Annotated in this window: 14 protein-coding genes; 8 read left to right on the top strand and 6 right to left on the bottom strand. The window is 69.3% G+C overall.

The annotated features are described in order from the left end of the window. Nucleotide 1 precedes the first annotated feature (1 nt). Both ASC87_RS05350 and ASC87_RS05345 read right to left on the bottom strand, forming a co-directional pair. Entirely contained in the window at nt 2–733 is a 732-nt protein-coding gene (locus ASC87_RS05350; protein ID WP_056657830.1) for a hypothetical protein, read from the bottom strand. Beyond that, on the bottom strand, nt 730–1983 hold the full coding sequence (locus ASC87_RS05345; RefSeq protein ID WP_235582059.1) for a hypothetical protein: 1254 nt from the start codon (nt 1981–1983) through the stop codon (nt 730–732). Before ASC87_RS05345 ends, ASC87_RS05350 begins: the two co-directional genes overlap by 4 nt. A 522-nt stretch (nt 1984–2505) precedes the next feature. Here ASC87_RS05345 and ASC87_RS05340 point away from each other — a divergent pair. Beyond that, on the top strand, nt 2506–3711 hold the full coding sequence (locus ASC87_RS05340; RefSeq protein WP_235582058.1) for a reverse transcriptase family protein: 1206 nt from the start codon (nt 2506–2508) through the stop codon (nt 3709–3711). 19 nt (nt 3712–3730) lie between these two features. Here the strand turns inward: ASC87_RS05340 and ASC87_RS05335 are convergent, their stop codons facing one another. Beyond that, nucleotides 3731–5167 carry a PLP-dependent aminotransferase family protein gene (locus ASC87_RS05335; protein ID WP_200954309.1) on the bottom strand — a complete coding sequence of 479 codons (1437 nt, stop codon included), beginning with the start codon at nt 5165–5167 and terminating at the stop codon, nt 3731–3733. 120 nt (nt 5168–5287) lie between these two features. Here ASC87_RS05335 and ASC87_RS05330 point away from each other — a divergent pair, with 120 nt between their 5' ends. Beyond that, nucleotides 5288–5662: a hypothetical protein gene (locus tag ASC87_RS05330; protein ID WP_056657824.1), complete on the top strand. Its 375-nt coding sequence runs from the start codon at nt 5288–5290 to the stop codon at nt 5660–5662. Here the strand turns inward: ASC87_RS05330 and ASC87_RS05325 are convergent. Next, nucleotides 5655–6011 carry a helix-turn-helix domain-containing protein gene (locus ASC87_RS05325; RefSeq protein ID WP_056657821.1) on the bottom strand — a complete coding sequence of 119 codons (357 nt, stop codon included), beginning with the start codon at nt 6009–6011 and terminating at the stop codon, nt 5655–5657. The genes ASC87_RS05330 and ASC87_RS05325 overlap by 8 nt on opposite strands. Before the next feature lie 117 nt (nt 6012–6128). Here ASC87_RS05325 and ASC87_RS05320 point away from each other — a divergent pair, with 117 nt between their 5' ends. Then, entirely contained in the window at nt 6129–6992 is an 864-nt protein-coding gene (locus ASC87_RS05320) for an NAD(P)-dependent oxidoreductase (protein WP_056657818.1), read from the top strand. A 25-nt stretch (nt 6993–7017) separates the two neighbouring features. Here ASC87_RS05320 and ASC87_RS05315 read toward each other — a convergent pair whose 3' ends face one another. Then, complete coding sequence (locus tag ASC87_RS05315; protein WP_056657815.1) at nt 7018–7683, bottom strand: GntR family transcriptional regulator; 666 nt, start codon at nt 7681–7683, stop codon at nt 7018–7020. Nucleotides 7684–7842: 159 nt separating this feature from the next. On the opposite strand from ASC87_RS05315, the gene dctP reads away from it, so the two are divergent. The 4 genes from dctP to ASC87_RS05295 all read left to right on the top strand — a co-directional run bounded on the left by dctP (nt 7843) and on the right by ASC87_RS05295 (nt 12093). After that, a complete protein-coding gene (gene dctP / locus ASC87_RS05310; protein WP_369820735.1) occupies nt 7843–8865 on the top strand; it encodes a TRAP transporter substrate-binding protein DctP in 1023 nt (340 codons plus the stop codon). Beyond that, entirely contained in the window at nt 8862–9440 is a 579-nt protein-coding gene (locus tag ASC87_RS05305; protein WP_056657812.1) for a TRAP transporter small permease, read from the top strand. Before dctP ends, ASC87_RS05305 begins: the two co-directional genes overlap by 4 nt. After that, on the top strand, nt 9437–10798 hold the full coding sequence (locus ASC87_RS05300) for a TRAP transporter large permease (protein WP_056657809.1): 1362 nt from the start codon (nt 9437–9439) through the stop codon (nt 10796–10798). Before ASC87_RS05305 ends, ASC87_RS05300 begins: the two co-directional genes overlap by 4 nt. Before the next feature lie 194 nt (nt 10799–10992). After that, nucleotides 10993–12093 carry an ABC transporter substrate-binding protein gene (locus ASC87_RS05295; RefSeq protein ID WP_056657806.1) on the top strand — a complete coding sequence of 367 codons (1101 nt, stop codon included), beginning with the start codon at nt 10993–10995 and terminating at the stop codon, nt 12091–12093. Here ASC87_RS05295 and ASC87_RS05290 read toward each other — a convergent pair. Next, entirely contained in the window at nt 12090–12776 is a 687-nt protein-coding gene (locus tag ASC87_RS05290; protein WP_056657803.1) for a Crp/Fnr family transcriptional regulator, read from the bottom strand. The genes ASC87_RS05295 and ASC87_RS05290 overlap by 4 nt on opposite strands. A 98-nt stretch (nt 12777–12874) precedes the next feature. Between ASC87_RS05290 and ASC87_RS05285 the strand changes: the two genes are divergently transcribed. Beyond that, the gene (locus ASC87_RS05285) at nt 12875–13648 is read left to right on the top strand and encodes a class II aldolase/adducin family protein (RefSeq protein WP_056657800.1); all 774 of its coding nucleotides are present in this window, start codon (nt 12875–12877) and stop codon (nt 13646–13648) included. The last annotated feature ends 1 nt before the right edge of the window (nt 13649 follow it).

The following is a 13649-nucleotide window of genomic DNA, read 5'->3' as shown; positions in this document are numbered from 1 at the left end:
GTCAGTCGGGCTGGCTGTCTTGGGGTTGTTCGTCGTCGGCCGTGTCGTCGGCCGCAGGCGGCTCGGCGTCGGGGTCGCCCGCGGGCACGATGGCGCGGGCCTGCAGCAGCACGTCGCTCAGCGCACCGTCGAGGATGCGGGGGGCCAGCGTGTCGTAGTCGAGCAGCAGGTCGAGCAGCGGGCCTTCGGTGATGTCGTCGCCGCGGAACACGATGAAGCCATGGTTCGAGAGGCGGCGCAGGTTGCCGTCCATGCGGGTCTTCTTGCCGAGCTGCACGCCGAAGTCGGCCAGCAGCGAGCGGTACGACACCACCCCGCTCACGCTGGCCGCGGACGGCAGGGGGCGGTGGGTCTTGAACATCTCGTTCTGCCCGGTGGACTCGGTGCCCGACGCGCGCGCCGCCTGGCGCTCGCGTTTCGGCAGGATGATCAGCGACCACAGCACCACCAGCAGCGACACCGCATCGCGCGGCAGGTCGACGTTGTTGTGGCTGTTGAGCCCGGACTCGCCGAACACGGCCGACTCCGCCGGGCGCAGCAGCGCCACGGCCACGTGGTCGGCGTGGACGTTGTCGATCAACCGCAGGCCCACCTGGGCCAGGCGGTCCTGCACGGTGGACCAGAGGTCGGCATCGATCAGGGCGCGCCGCACTTTCGGGTGTTGGCGCGGCAACCAGCGGCGCGCGAGCAGTTCGGCCACCAGCAAGGCGGCGTCGTCGAGAGGTGCACTCATTCGGGAATGGGGGTGGTTCCGGCGGCAGCCACCGGACGGGGATGGGGACGAGGATGGAAATGGCCTTCGCTGATGACGGCGACCTCGGTGTCGGGCGTCTTCACGAGCGTGGTGGTCATCGTCAGCGACCACGGCGCGCGGGCGAGTTCGCCCGTCTGGCTCTTGAGCTCACCGGCCTGCCGGTCGCCCAGCAGCGGCATCAGCTGCATGCGGTAGGCCGCATGGGCGAAGCGGCGGTTCAGCACCGCATCGGCCAGCGTGTGGGGTTTGTCGTCTTCGGCCGGTGCGGCCTTGTGCCAGCGGCCGAACAGGTTCACGAGGTGGCCCAGCTCCGGCGGCAGGCTCAGGATGTCGAGCGACCCGGCTTCCGCCTGCAGGGCCGGCGGAAGGCCCATCGAGCGTTCGGGGTCGGGGCGGTCGCGCTCCAGCTCCCCTTCGGCCACGTCGACCAGGTCGTGCTGGCTCACGAACACCGGGCGAACACCCACGGAGAGCGCGTCTCCGATCAGCTCGTGCAGCGCCTGGTGGTGCTGCAGCCAGTGCCGCACGTCGGACGACGTGAGGCCGGTGCTGCCCAGCGTGACGCGCAGGCGGTCGGCCTGCTGCAGTGCGCGGGTGAACTGGCTCGCCATCGACAGCAGCCGGGCCTGGTCCTGGCCCAGCGCGCGGGCGGCCTTTTCGAGGCGGGCGTTGTCGCCGTGGTCTCCGATGATGGCCGACAGCGCCTGCCCGGCCTTGTCGACCAGCGTGAGGGCGCGGTCGAACCGGGGCTGGGCGAGGCGCAGGCGGGCTTCGGAGCCGCTGGCGATGGCGTCGGCGAACTCATCGTGCAACCGCGCGAGCTGCGCGTGCAGGTGCTGCAGCTGGCTGGCATCGACCACCCCGAGCTGCTGCGCCCCGGCCACCTGGGCCAGCAGGCCGGAGAGTTCGTCGTCATCCTGCGGCGCCGACGTGAGCGGGGCCAGCAGCGCCTGCACCTGGTGGGCGAGCGTGGAGAGGTGGTAGTCCTGCGCGGTGGCGTCCCACACGAGCAGGCCCAGGTCACGCAGGCGCTTGAGCACCGCGTCGAGCGGCTCGGGCAGCACGGCGTGGAACAGTTGGTTGACGTCCTCGCGCGACAGGCGCCCCTGCGGGTGCGACGCGAGTGTCAGGAAACACCACAGGCGCAGCTTCGCCAGCGCGGGCGACCCGGCGAACAGGCCCCGCAACGCATCGACCGTGTCCTGCTTGCGCGCGAGCGCAAACGACATGGGGTGATCGTGGGCGTAACCGGGTTCTCTGAACAGATCCTCGAATCGAGCCGACTCCGCAGGCTCCGCGATAGGGGTGACCTCATTCATGGGGGCCGATTTTGCCTGATCGACGCGGGGCACCCCTGCGGTAGGATGCCAGGACAACAGGACGCCCGAGCGTTCGCCGGGAGGACTTCACATGCCACACGCCGGCACACACCGCTTCGCGATAATGCCGTCGCGGCCATCCCCAAGCACATCGTGGACCGGCGCTTCGGAACCGGGTCTGCCCCGCGGGGTACCCCCGCGGTGGATTGTTGGCTGGTACATCCTGGGCGTGAGGCGACGGCGCAATGCGCCCACACCTCACGCATCACCCGCAGGTTGGGCGGTGGCCGCACCTTGTCGCCCATGACCTCGGCGCGCCGATCCGTCGCGCTTGCGTTGGCGCGCGCCATGCTGGCCGGCCCGCGGACCGGACCGGGCATGGCCGCGCGCATGCACGCCTGCCTCGGCGCCAGCACATCCTGGTGCGCCCCGATGGCCCAACGCTGCGCCGACATGCCAGGCGAACGCTGGCGCCGGCTCACCGTGCGGTCGCTCGCCACGTGGATCGAACAGGACGGCCACTACGACGACGGCTGGCGCGCGCACGAGAAGCCGCACGCCCGCCGCTACATCCTGCGCGAAGCGGCCGTCATGCAGCCGCTGCCCGTGGGCCTCGAACAGTGCCAGGTGCCGTACTGGCCCCACGTGGGGGCGCTGGCCGACTGGCTCGGCGTGCCTGCCGCCGGGCTCTGGCGGCTGACCCGTGCCCCGCAGTGGCAACGCCAGGCCCCGCTCGGCGAGCAGCATTACCACGCGCAACTGTTGGCCAAGCGCACGGGCGGATGGCGCTTGCTGGAAGTGCCTGCGCCCCACCTGATGCCGTTGCAGCGGCGTGTGCTCGACGACCTGCTGGACCGCATCCCGCCCCACGAGGCGGCCCACGGCTACACCCGCGAGCGCTCGGCCCGCAGCCATGCGGCGGCCCACACGGGCCAGGCCGTCGTGCTCAAGTTCGATCTCCAGGACTTCTTCACGACCGTGCGCCCGTCTCGGGTGTCGGCGCTGTTCGCCAAGCTCGGGTACAGCGAGGAAGTGGCGCGGGCGTTGACGGCGCTGTGCACCACCGCCACGCCGGAGCCCGTGCTCCGGCGCATGCACGAGGCCGGACAACTGACGTGGGAGCAGCTGCAGCGGCTGCGGGAGTCGCACCTGCCCCAGGGCGCGCCCACCTCACCGGCGCTCGCGAACCTCTGTGCGTTTCGGCTGGACCTGCGGCTCGACGGCCTGGCGTTCGCGCTAGGCGCACGGTACACACGGTATGCGGACGACCTGGTGTTCTCGGGCCCCACGCACCTGGCCACCGCGCGCGAACGCATCACCGCGCGCATCACCCGCATCGTCGTCGAGGAGGGGTTCTCGCTGAACACGCGCAAGACCCGTTGCCAGAAGGCCGGTGGGCGGCAGAGCGTGTGTCACATCGTGGTCAACGAGCGCCCCAACCTGCCACGCGACGAGTTCGACCGGTTGAAGGCCATCCTCCACCTGTGCGTGCGCGACGGTGCCTCGCGGCAGAACCGCGACGCCCATCCGGATTGGCAGGCCCACCTGCGGGGCCGCGTGGCGTGGGCCACGCAGCTCAACCCGGCGAAGGGCCTGCGGCTGAAGCGGGTGTTCGACCGCATCGATTGGGGTGTTTGAGCGCCAGGCGGCTTGGCGCTCAGGCCGCGTCGCGCAGGCACTGCCCCAGCAGGTCGGTCGCCGCCGCGATCTGCACCGGTGACAGCCCGGCGTAACCCAGCAGCAGGCCCGGGTGGGACGGTGGCGTCCGGTAGTAGGGCGAGATCAGGTGAAGGCCGAGCCCTCGCGCACGGGCCGCCACCAGCAGCCGGCCGGCACCGGCGGCGTCGAGGTGCGGCAGCCAGCCCACCACATGCATGGCGGCCGTCGTGGCGGCCACCTGCACGTGGCCTGCGGCATGGCGTGCGAGCCCCGAGAGCAGCGCCACGCGCCGCTTGCGCAGCTCGGCCATCGACTTGCGCAGGTGGCGGTCGAACGCCCCCCGCGACACCAGCGCGGCCATCGCGGCCTGCGCAACCGCCGGACACCCCAGGTCGTCGAGTTGCTTGGCGCGCACGAAGTCGCGGCGCAGCCCGGCCGGGCACACCATGTAGCCCAGCCGCAGCGAGGGAAACATCGTCTTCGAGAAACTGCCCACGTGCACGACACGGTCGTGACGGTCCGCCGCCCGCAACGCGGGCACCGGCCGCTCGCCATGGCCGAGTTCACCGTCGCAATCGTCCTCGAACACCCAGGCGCCATGGGCGGCCGCGTGGCGCAGCAGCGCCGCGCGGCGCGATGGCGACATCGTGACGCCGGACGGGAACTGATGGGCCGGTGTCACGTGGATCAGCCGCGACTCGACCGGGATGTCCGGCACGACGATCCCGAGCGTGTCCGTGCGCACGCTGGTGATGCGGGCGCCATGGGCCTCCAGCGCCTGATGGGCCATCTGGTAGTGCGGGTCCTCCACGGCCACCCCGTCGCCCGCGTCCAGCAGCACCCGCGCGGCCAAGGCCAGCGCCTGCTGCGCACCCGACACGATCACCACGTCGTCGGGGTGGGCCACCACGCCACGCCACCGCGCCAGGTGCCCGCACACGGCCTCGCGCAACTCGGGCAGGCCCTGGGCGTGTGCGTAGCGGGTGTCGGTGTGCGCGGCGGCGGTGGCCAGCGCGGCGCCCCAGGCGGCCGCCAGCGGCGGGTTCAACAGCGGTTCGCCATATTGCAGGTCGTAGCGATGGGGTGTCGGACCGGCCGCCAGCGTCACCGGCCCGAGCGCGCGCAGGCGGGCGGCATAGGCCGACTGCGGCGCCACCGGGCCCCCGCGGCGGCGGGCGGCCGGCCTCGCGGGAACACCCGCCACGAACAAGCCGGCGCCAGGCCGGGTCACCACCAGCCGTTCGACCCGCAGCTGCTCGCACGCGAGCAACACGGTGTTGCGTGACACCGCCAGATCGGCGGCCAGGGTGCGGCTCGATGGCAATCGGCTTCCAGGCGCCAGCCGGCCATCGGCCATGGCGGCGCGCAGCGCGCGGGCGACTTGTTCGTTCAGGGGGCCGGAGGCATCGAGCGTGAGCTGCATCGTGGGACGCATGTTGCCCGATCCGGCTGGGGCTGGGGCGCAGCTGGTACCGCCCGGATCGGCCCAACTGGTTCTTGGCCCGCGGCGGTGGTCACCCTACGCTGCCGGCCATCCCCAACGAAGGACCTCACGATGCCCACCCCCGACACCCTCGAACGTTTCCTCGCCCTCGTGGAGACGAACGCGCATGCCGACGCCGTAGAGGCTTTCTACACCGCCAACGCCACGATCCAGGAGAACCAGTCCACCCCCCGGGCAGGACGGGAGAACCACGCCAGCCGCGAGCGCCAGCTGCTGGCCGCGGCCCGCCAGGTGACCTCCACCTGCGTGCGGCCTGCGTTCCTGAGTGGCGACCACACCGCGATCCGCTGGATCTTCCGGTTCGACTGGCCCGACGGCACCACCACGTTGATCGAGGAGATGGGGCACCAGCGCTGGGAGGGTGAACGCATCGCGGAGGAGACGTTCTTCTACGACCCGGCCCAGCGCGTGCCGCGGGTCATTTGACCGGCTTCCCGGCGGCAGCGGCGGCGCGGGCCGCTGCCTTCGCGAAGCGCTCGCCCCAATCGGCCAGAGGCGCCATCGCCTCGTTCAGCGTGGCCCCCAGTTTCGTCACCGAGTACTCCACCCGTGGTGGCACCTCGTGGAACACGTTGCGGTGAACGAGCCCGTGCCCTTCGAGTTCACGCAGCTGCTGGACCAGCATCTTCTCGCTGATGCCCGGCACCAGGCGCTTGAGTTCGCCGAAGCGCCGCGCCTGCCCGTGGATCTCCCACAGGATCACGGCCTTCCACTTGCCACCGATCACTTCGAACGCCGGGCCGATGCCACATCCGAACGGTTCTGCGCGCTTCATGCGAGGCCCCATCACTTACCAAATGGTCAGTACCGCACTTTACCGTGCGTACTTGACCCTTGGCAAGTGACGGTCCTACGATCGATTCGTCTTGAACCAACCCTGGAGTGAATCGACATGAGCGACGTGACCATCGTGGGCCTGGGCGCAATGGGTTCGACCATCGCGCAACTCTTCATCCGGCATGGCCTGGCCGTGACCGTCTGGAACCGCACGCCGGAGAAGGCCGCGCCGCTGGTGGCACAAGGCGCCCGCCTCGCGCCCAGTGCGTCGGCCGCCGTGCTGGCCAGTCCCGTGGTGGTCATGTGCGTGTACGACCACGCGGCCGCGGCGGCCATCCTCGCGATGGACAACGTGGCACCCGCGGTGCACGGGCGGCTGCTGGTCCAGCTCACCACGTTCAGCCCGAAGGAATCGCGCGACGCGCAGGCCTGGGCACGGCACCACGGTGCGCGTTACCTCGCGGGCGCCATCCAGGCAGCACCGAGCCAGATGGGGCAACCCGACACCCCGCTGCTGCTGTCGGGCCCCGCCGCCGACCGGGAGGCCGCGGCACCGCTGCTGAAGGTGCTGGCCGGAGGCATCGTCGACCTGGGCGAGCCCATCGCGGCCGCCGCGACGATGGACCTGGCCACGCTGTCGTACATCTACGGGGCGTCGCTCGGATTCCTGCACGGCGCGCGCATCGCCGAATCGGAAGGTTTCGACGTGGCCCGCTTCGGCGACATCGTGGCCGGCATCTCACCCAGCTTCGGGGCGTTCCTGAAACACGAAGGCCATGTGATCCAGTCGGACGATTTCACGATCTCGGAGAGCCCGCTGCGCATCTCCGTGGAGGCCACGCAACGCCTGCTCGACACGGCACGGCAATCCGGCATCGACACCGGTTTCCCGGCCTATGCGGCCGGGGTGTTCCGGCGCGGGCACGAGGCGGGGCTCGGCGGAGAGGAGATGGCGGCGCTGGTGAAAGTGTTGCGCTGACGGTGCCCCCGCGCGCGGCCACCGGTCACTTCACCGGCACCGCCTCCATGCGGGCCAGGCCGGCCACCAGGTCGGCGAACCGCTCGCCCTGCACCACCACGTGGCTGCGGATGGCGTTGACGGCCTGTTCGGCGTCGCCCGCCTTCAAGGCGTCGAGGATCTCCTGGTGTTCCTCGAACGACCGGCTCACCCGGTTGCGCACCCGCAACTGCAGGCGGCGATAGGGCCGCACCTTGCGCTGCAACGACAACGCCTGCTCGGCCAGGAAGCTGTTGTGCCCGGCGCTGTAGATGGCCTGGTGGAAGTGTTCGTTGGCGTAGAAGTACGCGTCGGAGTCTCGGGTGGCGGCCGCCTCGCGGCAGCGTTCGTGCGCCGCCTCGAGCGCGGCGATCTCGGCCGCGGTGATGCGGCGGGCCGCGAGCCGCGCGCACATCGCCTCCAGCTCGGCCATCACCTCGAACATCTCGAAGAGCCGTTGCGGCGTGACCTGCGCCACCACCGCCCCGCGGCGCGGGCGGATTTCCACGAGGCCCTCGCCCGCCAGCAGGCTGAGCGCCTCGCGGATGGGGGTGCGTGAGACCCCGAACCTTTGGGCCAGCTCGATTTCGTCGAGGTGGGTGCCGGGCAGCAGCTTGCCCGTGGCCACCTCTTCCTCGATGGCCTCCCTCAAGCTTTCAGACAAACGGTTCATGCCAGAAGTCTACGGTCGTTTGTATGACAGCGCACCGCCACCAAACCCTTCCGGGGTTTCTCCTCATACAAACCGGCTTGTTGGTTATACATGCCAGAACTACATTGCATGCACCCCAGGTGCCACTTCCCGGCGCCGCCCCCGTTCGACCAGGAGAACCTGATGAACCTGAGCAGACGCCAGATCATTCACGCCGCCGGCGGCACGGCACTCGCCGGCTGGATGGGCCCCGCCTTCTCGCAAGGCACCGCGCTCAAGATCTCCCACCAATTCCCGAGCGGCTCGCTGACCGACGGTGACTTCCGGGACCGCCTGTGCCGCAAGTTCGCCGCCGAGGTGGAAAAGCGCACGTCGGGCGCGCTGAAGGCGTCGGTGTACCCCGGTTCGTCGCTGATGAAGACGAACGCGCAGTTCTCGTCGATGCGCAAGGGCGCGCTCGACATGAGCCTCGTGCCGCTGTCGTACGCCGGCGGCGAGGTCCAGGAAACCAACATCGGCCTCATGCCGGCCCTGGTGCCCAGCTACGAGCAGGGCGCCGCGTGGAAAACCGCCGAGGTGGGCAAGCTGCTGTCGAAGGTGCTCGACGACAAGGGCGTGATCATCGTCAGCTGGGTCTGGCAGGCCGGTGGTGTTGCCAGCCGCTCGAAACCCCTGGTCACGCCGGAGGATGCCAAGGGCATGAAGGTGCGAGGCGGCAGCCGCGAGATGGACATGATGCTCAAGAGCGCCGGCGCCTCGGTCATCACGCTGCCGTCGAACGAGATCTACGCCGCCATGCAGACCGGCGCGATGGACGCGGCGATGACCTCGTCCACCAGCTTCATCTCGTTCAAGCTCGAAGAGATCGCCAAGCACCTGACATCGGGCCGCGAGCGCACCTACTGGTTCATGCTCGAGCCGCTGATGATCTCGAAGGACGTGTTCTCGAAGCTGCCGAAGGCGCAGCAGGACATCGTGATGGCCGTGGGCGCCGAACTCGAGGTGTTCGCCCGCGACGCTGCACGTGCCGACGACAAGGCCGCTGCCGAGATCTACGCCAAGGCCGGCGCCAAGGTGTACGACATGGACGAACCCACGCTGCGCAAGTGGCAGACCATCGCCCGCGACACGGCATGGAAGGACTTCGCCGAGAAGAACGAATCGTGCGCCGGCATGCTCAAGGCCGCGCAGAAGCTGCTATGAGCCACGGCGCCGACCTCGGCCCTGCCCCCGGCCCGGTGGTGGACCCCGACACCCCGGCGATGCTCGTGCCGCTCGCACGCGCGCTGCTGTGGGTGAACCGCGCGATGGTGTTCCTCGGCATGCTTGCGCTGCTGGTGGCGTCGTTCGTGCTGACGTTCAGCGTGTTCTCGCGCTACCTCGTGAAGGCGTCCACCGACTGGCAGGACGAAGCCGCGGTGTTCTGCCTGGTGGGCGCCACGTTCCTGTGCGGCGCGTTCGTGCAGTCGCTGCGCGGCCACGTGGGCATCGAGGCGGTGGCCACGCTGCTGCCCCGCGCGGTGAACCGCCTGCGCCTCGCGCTGGTGGACCTGATGTGCACCCTCTTCTGCGTCTTCTTCTCGTGGAAATCGTGGACGCTCCTCCATGAGGCGTGGGTCGACGGCCAGACCACCTCGTCGTCGTGGGCGCCGCCGCTGTGGATCCCCTACCTGCTGATGTCCGTCGGCATGTCGCTGCTCGCGCTGCAGTTGCTCGTGCAGTTCACCGCCCGCCTCAACGGGTTGTTCGTCAAATCCCGCCCAACGGTGACCGCATGAGCATGCTTCTCCTCGGGTCCCTGTTCGGGGTGGTCACGCTGCTGTTCATGTTCTCGGGCGCGCCCATCGCATTCGCGCTCGGCAGTGTGGCCGTGCTGTTCATGTACATCTTCATGCCCGCGTCGGCGCTCGACACGGTCACGCAGAACGTCTATGAGGAGATGGCCAGCATCACGCTGCTCTCCATCCCGTTGTTCATCCTGAAGGGCGCGGCCATCGGCAAGTCCCGGGCGGGCCAAGACTTGTACGCGGCCATGCATGTGTGGATGGGCCGCATTCCCGGCGGCCTGGGCATTGCCAATGTGTTCGCGTGCGCCCTCTTCGCCGCCATGGCCGGGTCCAGCCCGGCCACGTGTTCGGCCATCGGCAGCGCCGGCATCCCCGAGATGCGCAAGCGCGGCTACTCGCCGGGTTTCGCGGCCGGCATCATCGCCGCGGGCGGCACGCTCGGCATCCTGCTGCCGCCGTCCATCACGATGATCCTGTACGCGGTGGCCGCCGAACAATCGCTCGGCCGGCTGTTCCTCGCCGGCATCGTGCCCGGCGTGTTGCTGGTGGCGCTGTTCGCGGCCTATGCGGCGTTTCGCTACCGCAAGGAATACCACCTGGCCGAAGCCGAGTTCAATCGCACCGGCGCGGCCTCCGCGCTGCTGGCCAACGAAACGTTCACCCACCGCCAGAAGTTCGAGATGCTGCCCCGGGTGGTGCCGTTCGTGCTGCTGCTGATCGGTGTGATGGTGGCGCTCTACGGCGGCTTCGCCACCCCGTCGGAGACCGCCGGCCTCGGCGCGCTGCTCGCGCTGGTGCTGATCGCGGTGGTGTACGGCGTGTGGCGGCCGAAGGACGTGGCCCCCATCCTGTCGTCCACGCTGAAGGAGTCGACGATGCTGATGCTGATCATCGGCATGTCGCTGCTCTTCTCGTACGTGATGAGCTACCTGCACATCAGCCAGGCGGCGGCCGAGTGGATCGTGGGCATGCAGCTGTCGAAGTGGGTGCTGCTGGCTGCCATCCTGTTCATGGTGATCGTGCTGGGCTTTTTCCTGCCGCCGGTCAGCATCATCCTGATGACCGCCCCCATCATCCTGCCGCCGCTGAAGGCCGCCGGCTTCGACCTGATCTGGTTCGGGGTGCTGATGACCATCGTGATGGAGACCGGCCTGATCCACCCGCCGGTGGGCCTGAACATCTTCGTCATCAAGAACATCGCCCCCGACATCGCGCTCAACGACATCATCTGGGGCGTGCTGCCGTTCGTGGTGCTGATGCTGCTGGCGGTGCTGCTGATCTGCATCTTCCCCGGCATCGCCACCGCGTTCCCCGACCTGGTGATGGGTGTCGCCGCACCGGCCCGCTGAGCCGCGAACGCGCCCCGCGGGCCGCATCGAACCGGTGCGGCCCTGCGCATTGACAACAAATCACGGAGTTCCCGCGGGCTTACCCGTATCTGCGCAAAGTCGTGCGGAAATGGTGTCCCCGGACGAGCCCGGCGGCCCACAATGGCGCTCCATGTTCGTCACAGGAAGCGCCGGTTGTCCGGCCCACCGATACCATGAAGAAGTTCGCGTTGTACTGCGCCCTCTGGGTTGGCATATCGGGTTCCGCGTGGGCGGACATCAAGGTCGGGCAGACCGCCGGCCACACCGGCGCCGTGGCGGCCACCGTGTATGAAGCCACCCTGGGCGCCAAGCTCTACTTCGACGCCACCAATGCCCGCGGCGGTGTCAATGGTGAGCGCATCCAGCTGATCTCGCTCGACGACAAGTTCGACCCCAAGCTCGCGGTCGAAAACGCCCGCACCTTGATCGACCAGGGTGTCGTGGCACTGTTCCTGAACCGCGGCACACCGCACACGCAGGCCATCATGCCGCTGCTGGTCGAGCACAAGGTGCCACTCGTGGGGCCGTCCACCGGCGCGATGGTGTTGCACAGCCCGGTGCACCCGTGGTTGTTCAACGTGCGGGCCACCTACCGCCGTGAGGCCGAACGCGCCATCTCCCACTTGAGCCTGATCGGCGTGGACCGCATCGCCATCGTGCACGTGGACGACTCGTTCGGCACCGACGCCGTGGTGGGCGCGGTCAAGGGCCTCACCGCCGTCAACAAGCAGCCGCTGGCCCTCGAGAAGTACGACCGCGCCAAACCGGACTTCGGCCCCATCATGCCGAAGATCGTGGCTGCCGACCCGCAGGCCGTGATGTTCATCGGCTCCGGCACCGCCATCGTGGAAGGCATGAAGGCGCTGCGCGCCACCGGCTCGCGCGCGCAGATGGTCACGCTGTCGAACAACGCCTCGGCCGGCTTCATCAAGGACCTGGGTGACATCGCGCACGGCGTGGTCGTGAGCCAGGTGTTCCCGTACGAACGCTCCATTGCGTCGCCGCTGGTGAAGGAAGCCATGGAACTCGCCAAGGCTGCCAAGGTGGAACTGACCCCGAGCATTCTCGAAGGGTACGTGTCGGCCAAGGTGCTGGTCGAAGGCCTGCGCCGCGCCAGCCCGAACCCCACGCGCGAGAAGCTGCGCCGCGCCCTCGAGACGTTCAACCGCTTCGACGTGGGCGGCCTCGAGGTGAGCTTCAGCCCCGGCGACCACACCGGCCTCGACTACGCCGACCTCTCCATCGTGGGCCCGGACGGGCGCTTCAGGCGCTAGGCCTGGGCGCCCCGTTCCAGCATCGGCATCGACAAGATGTCGATGCGGCCATACCCCACCGAGATCGCGCCATCGCCAGCCAGCGCTTTCAGTTCCTTCGACAGCGTCTGGCGGCTGATGCCCAGCATCATCGCGAGTGACTCCTGCGGCAGCGTCACGGTGCGCCGGGCCACCGCCGACGGCGTGGTGTCCCCATGGGCCAGGCTCAGCAGCCGGCGGGCCACGCGTGACCGCAAGCCGCCCGGTGCGGCCGTGTCGATGAGCCCGTACAGCCCACGCACCCGCGACGCCAGCAGCACCGCCACGGCCCGCGCAAACGGTGCCGAGTCCATGCACGCGGCGAACACGGCGGCCGGCACCGCGAGCAACCGGCACGCGGACAGCGCGGTCACGTCGTGCGTGCGCAAGGACCCGTCCACCAGCGCCACCTCACCGAACCAGTTGCCAGCCTCCATGATCGCGAGGATCGACTCGCGGCCGTCAGCATGCAGCGTGGACAGCTTGAGGCTGCCATCGAGCACCGCATAGAAGGCGCCGCCGCCGTCGCCCTGCCGGTACACCATCTCCCCAGCCGGCACCGCCAGCGTTTCGGCGGCCGCCAGCATCGCCGCACGCTCGCGCGCAGGCAAGGCCACGAACCAGGGATTGCCCTGCAGGACGGTGGGCTCGGGGGTGGACGGCATGCGAGAAGCCAGGGTGTTCCCGAGGATTGTCAAATCCTTGACGGTGGTCCGTCAAGCCGGCGCCTACAGTGACCCGAAACCTGCCACGGAGCACCCCGATGACCACCCCTGCCTTCACCGACCCCGACCTCCGCCGCCATGTGTCCGCCGAAGAATGGCAGCTGCGCACCGACCTTGCCGCGTGTTACCGGCTCGTGGCGATGCACGGCTGGAGCGACCTGGTGTTCACCCACATCACTGCGCGCATCCCCGGCCCGGAGCACCACTTCCTGATCAACCCGTACGGCCTCGCGTTCGACGAGGTGTGCGCCTCGAACCTCGTGAAGGTAGATGGGTCGTGCAACAAGGTGATCCCGTCGCCGCACCCGGTGAACCCGGCCGGCTTCGTGATCCACAGCGCGGTGCATGCCGCGCGCGAGGACGTGCAGTGCGTGATCCACACGCACACGCGCGCTGGCGTGGCGGTGTCCGCCCAACGCGACGGCCTGCTGCCCATCAGCCAGCAATCCACATTCGTGCTGGGGTCGCTGACGTACCACGACTACGAGGGGGTCGCGTTCCGCGACGACGAAAAACCGCGCCTGCAGGCCGACCTCGGCACGTCGAACTTCCTGATGCTGCGCAACCACGGCCTGCTCGTGTGCGGGCAGTCCGTGGCCGATGCGTTCCTGTCGATGTACATCTTCGAGTCGGCCTGCCAGATCCAGGTCTCCGCGCAGGCCGGTGGCAGCGCCCTCACGCTGGTGCCAAGGCCCATCATCGACGGCGTGGCACAGGCGATGAAGGTGCAGACCGGCGGCATGGGCGGAGCGTTCGTGTGGCCGTCGCTGGTGCGAAAGCTCGACCGCACGGACCCGGGCTACCGCCAATGAC

Origin of the sequence: Rhizobacter sp. Root1221 (assembly GCF_001425785.1) — a bacterium.
Classification (GTDB): Bacteria; Pseudomonadota; Gammaproteobacteria; order Burkholderiales; family Burkholderiaceae_C; genus Rhizobacter.
The sequence above is the reverse complement of the archived record's forward strand: the minus strand, read 5'-3'. Positions and strand labels throughout refer to the sequence as shown.

What these genes read in the sequence shown, in the direction of transcription:
- ASC87_RS05325 (WP_056657821.1), bottom strand. Translation starts at nt 6,011, where the DNA reads ATGAAGCGCGCAGAACCGTTCGGATGTGGCATCGGCCCGGCGTTCGAA.
- ASC87_RS05295 (WP_056657806.1), top strand. Translation starts at nt 10,993, where the DNA reads ATGAAGAAGTTCGCGTTGTACTGCGCCCTCTGGGTTGGCATATCGGGT.
- ASC87_RS05290 (WP_056657803.1), bottom strand. Translation starts at nt 12,776, where the DNA reads ATGCCGTCCACCCCCGAGCCCACCGTCCTGCAGGGCAATCCCTGGTTC.
- ASC87_RS05340 (WP_235582058.1), top strand. Translation starts at nt 2,506, where the DNA reads ATGGCCCAACGCTGCGCCGACATGCCAGGCGAACGCTGGCGCCGGCTC.
- ASC87_RS05335 (WP_200954309.1), bottom strand. Translation starts at nt 5,167, where the DNA reads ATGCGTCCCACGATGCAGCTCACGCTCGATGCCTCCGGCCCCCTGAAC.
- ASC87_RS05305 (WP_056657812.1), top strand. Translation starts at nt 8,862, where the DNA reads ATGAGCCACGGCGCCGACCTCGGCCCTGCCCCCGGCCCGGTGGTGGAC.
- ASC87_RS05345 (WP_235582059.1), bottom strand. Translation starts at nt 1,983, where the DNA reads ATGTCGTTTGCGCTCGCGCGCAAGCAGGACACGGTCGATGCGTTGCGG.
- ASC87_RS05330 (WP_056657824.1), top strand. Translation starts at nt 5,288, where the DNA reads ATGCCCACCCCCGACACCCTCGAACGTTTCCTCGCCCTCGTGGAGACG.
- ASC87_RS05350 (WP_056657830.1), bottom strand. Translation starts at nt 733, where the DNA reads ATGAGTGCACCTCTCGACGACGCCGCCTTGCTGGTGGCCGAACTGCTC.
- ASC87_RS05315 (WP_056657815.1), bottom strand. Translation starts at nt 7,683, where the DNA reads ATGAACCGTTTGTCTGAAAGCTTGAGGGAGGCCATCGAGGAAGAGGTG.
- ASC87_RS05300 (WP_056657809.1), top strand. Translation starts at nt 9,437, where the DNA reads ATGAGCATGCTTCTCCTCGGGTCCCTGTTCGGGGTGGTCACGCTGCTG.
- ASC87_RS05285 (WP_056657800.1), top strand. Translation starts at nt 12,875, where the DNA reads ATGACCACCCCTGCCTTCACCGACCCCGACCTCCGCCGCCATGTGTCC.
- ASC87_RS05320 (WP_056657818.1), top strand. Translation starts at nt 6,129, where the DNA reads ATGAGCGACGTGACCATCGTGGGCCTGGGCGCAATGGGTTCGACCATC.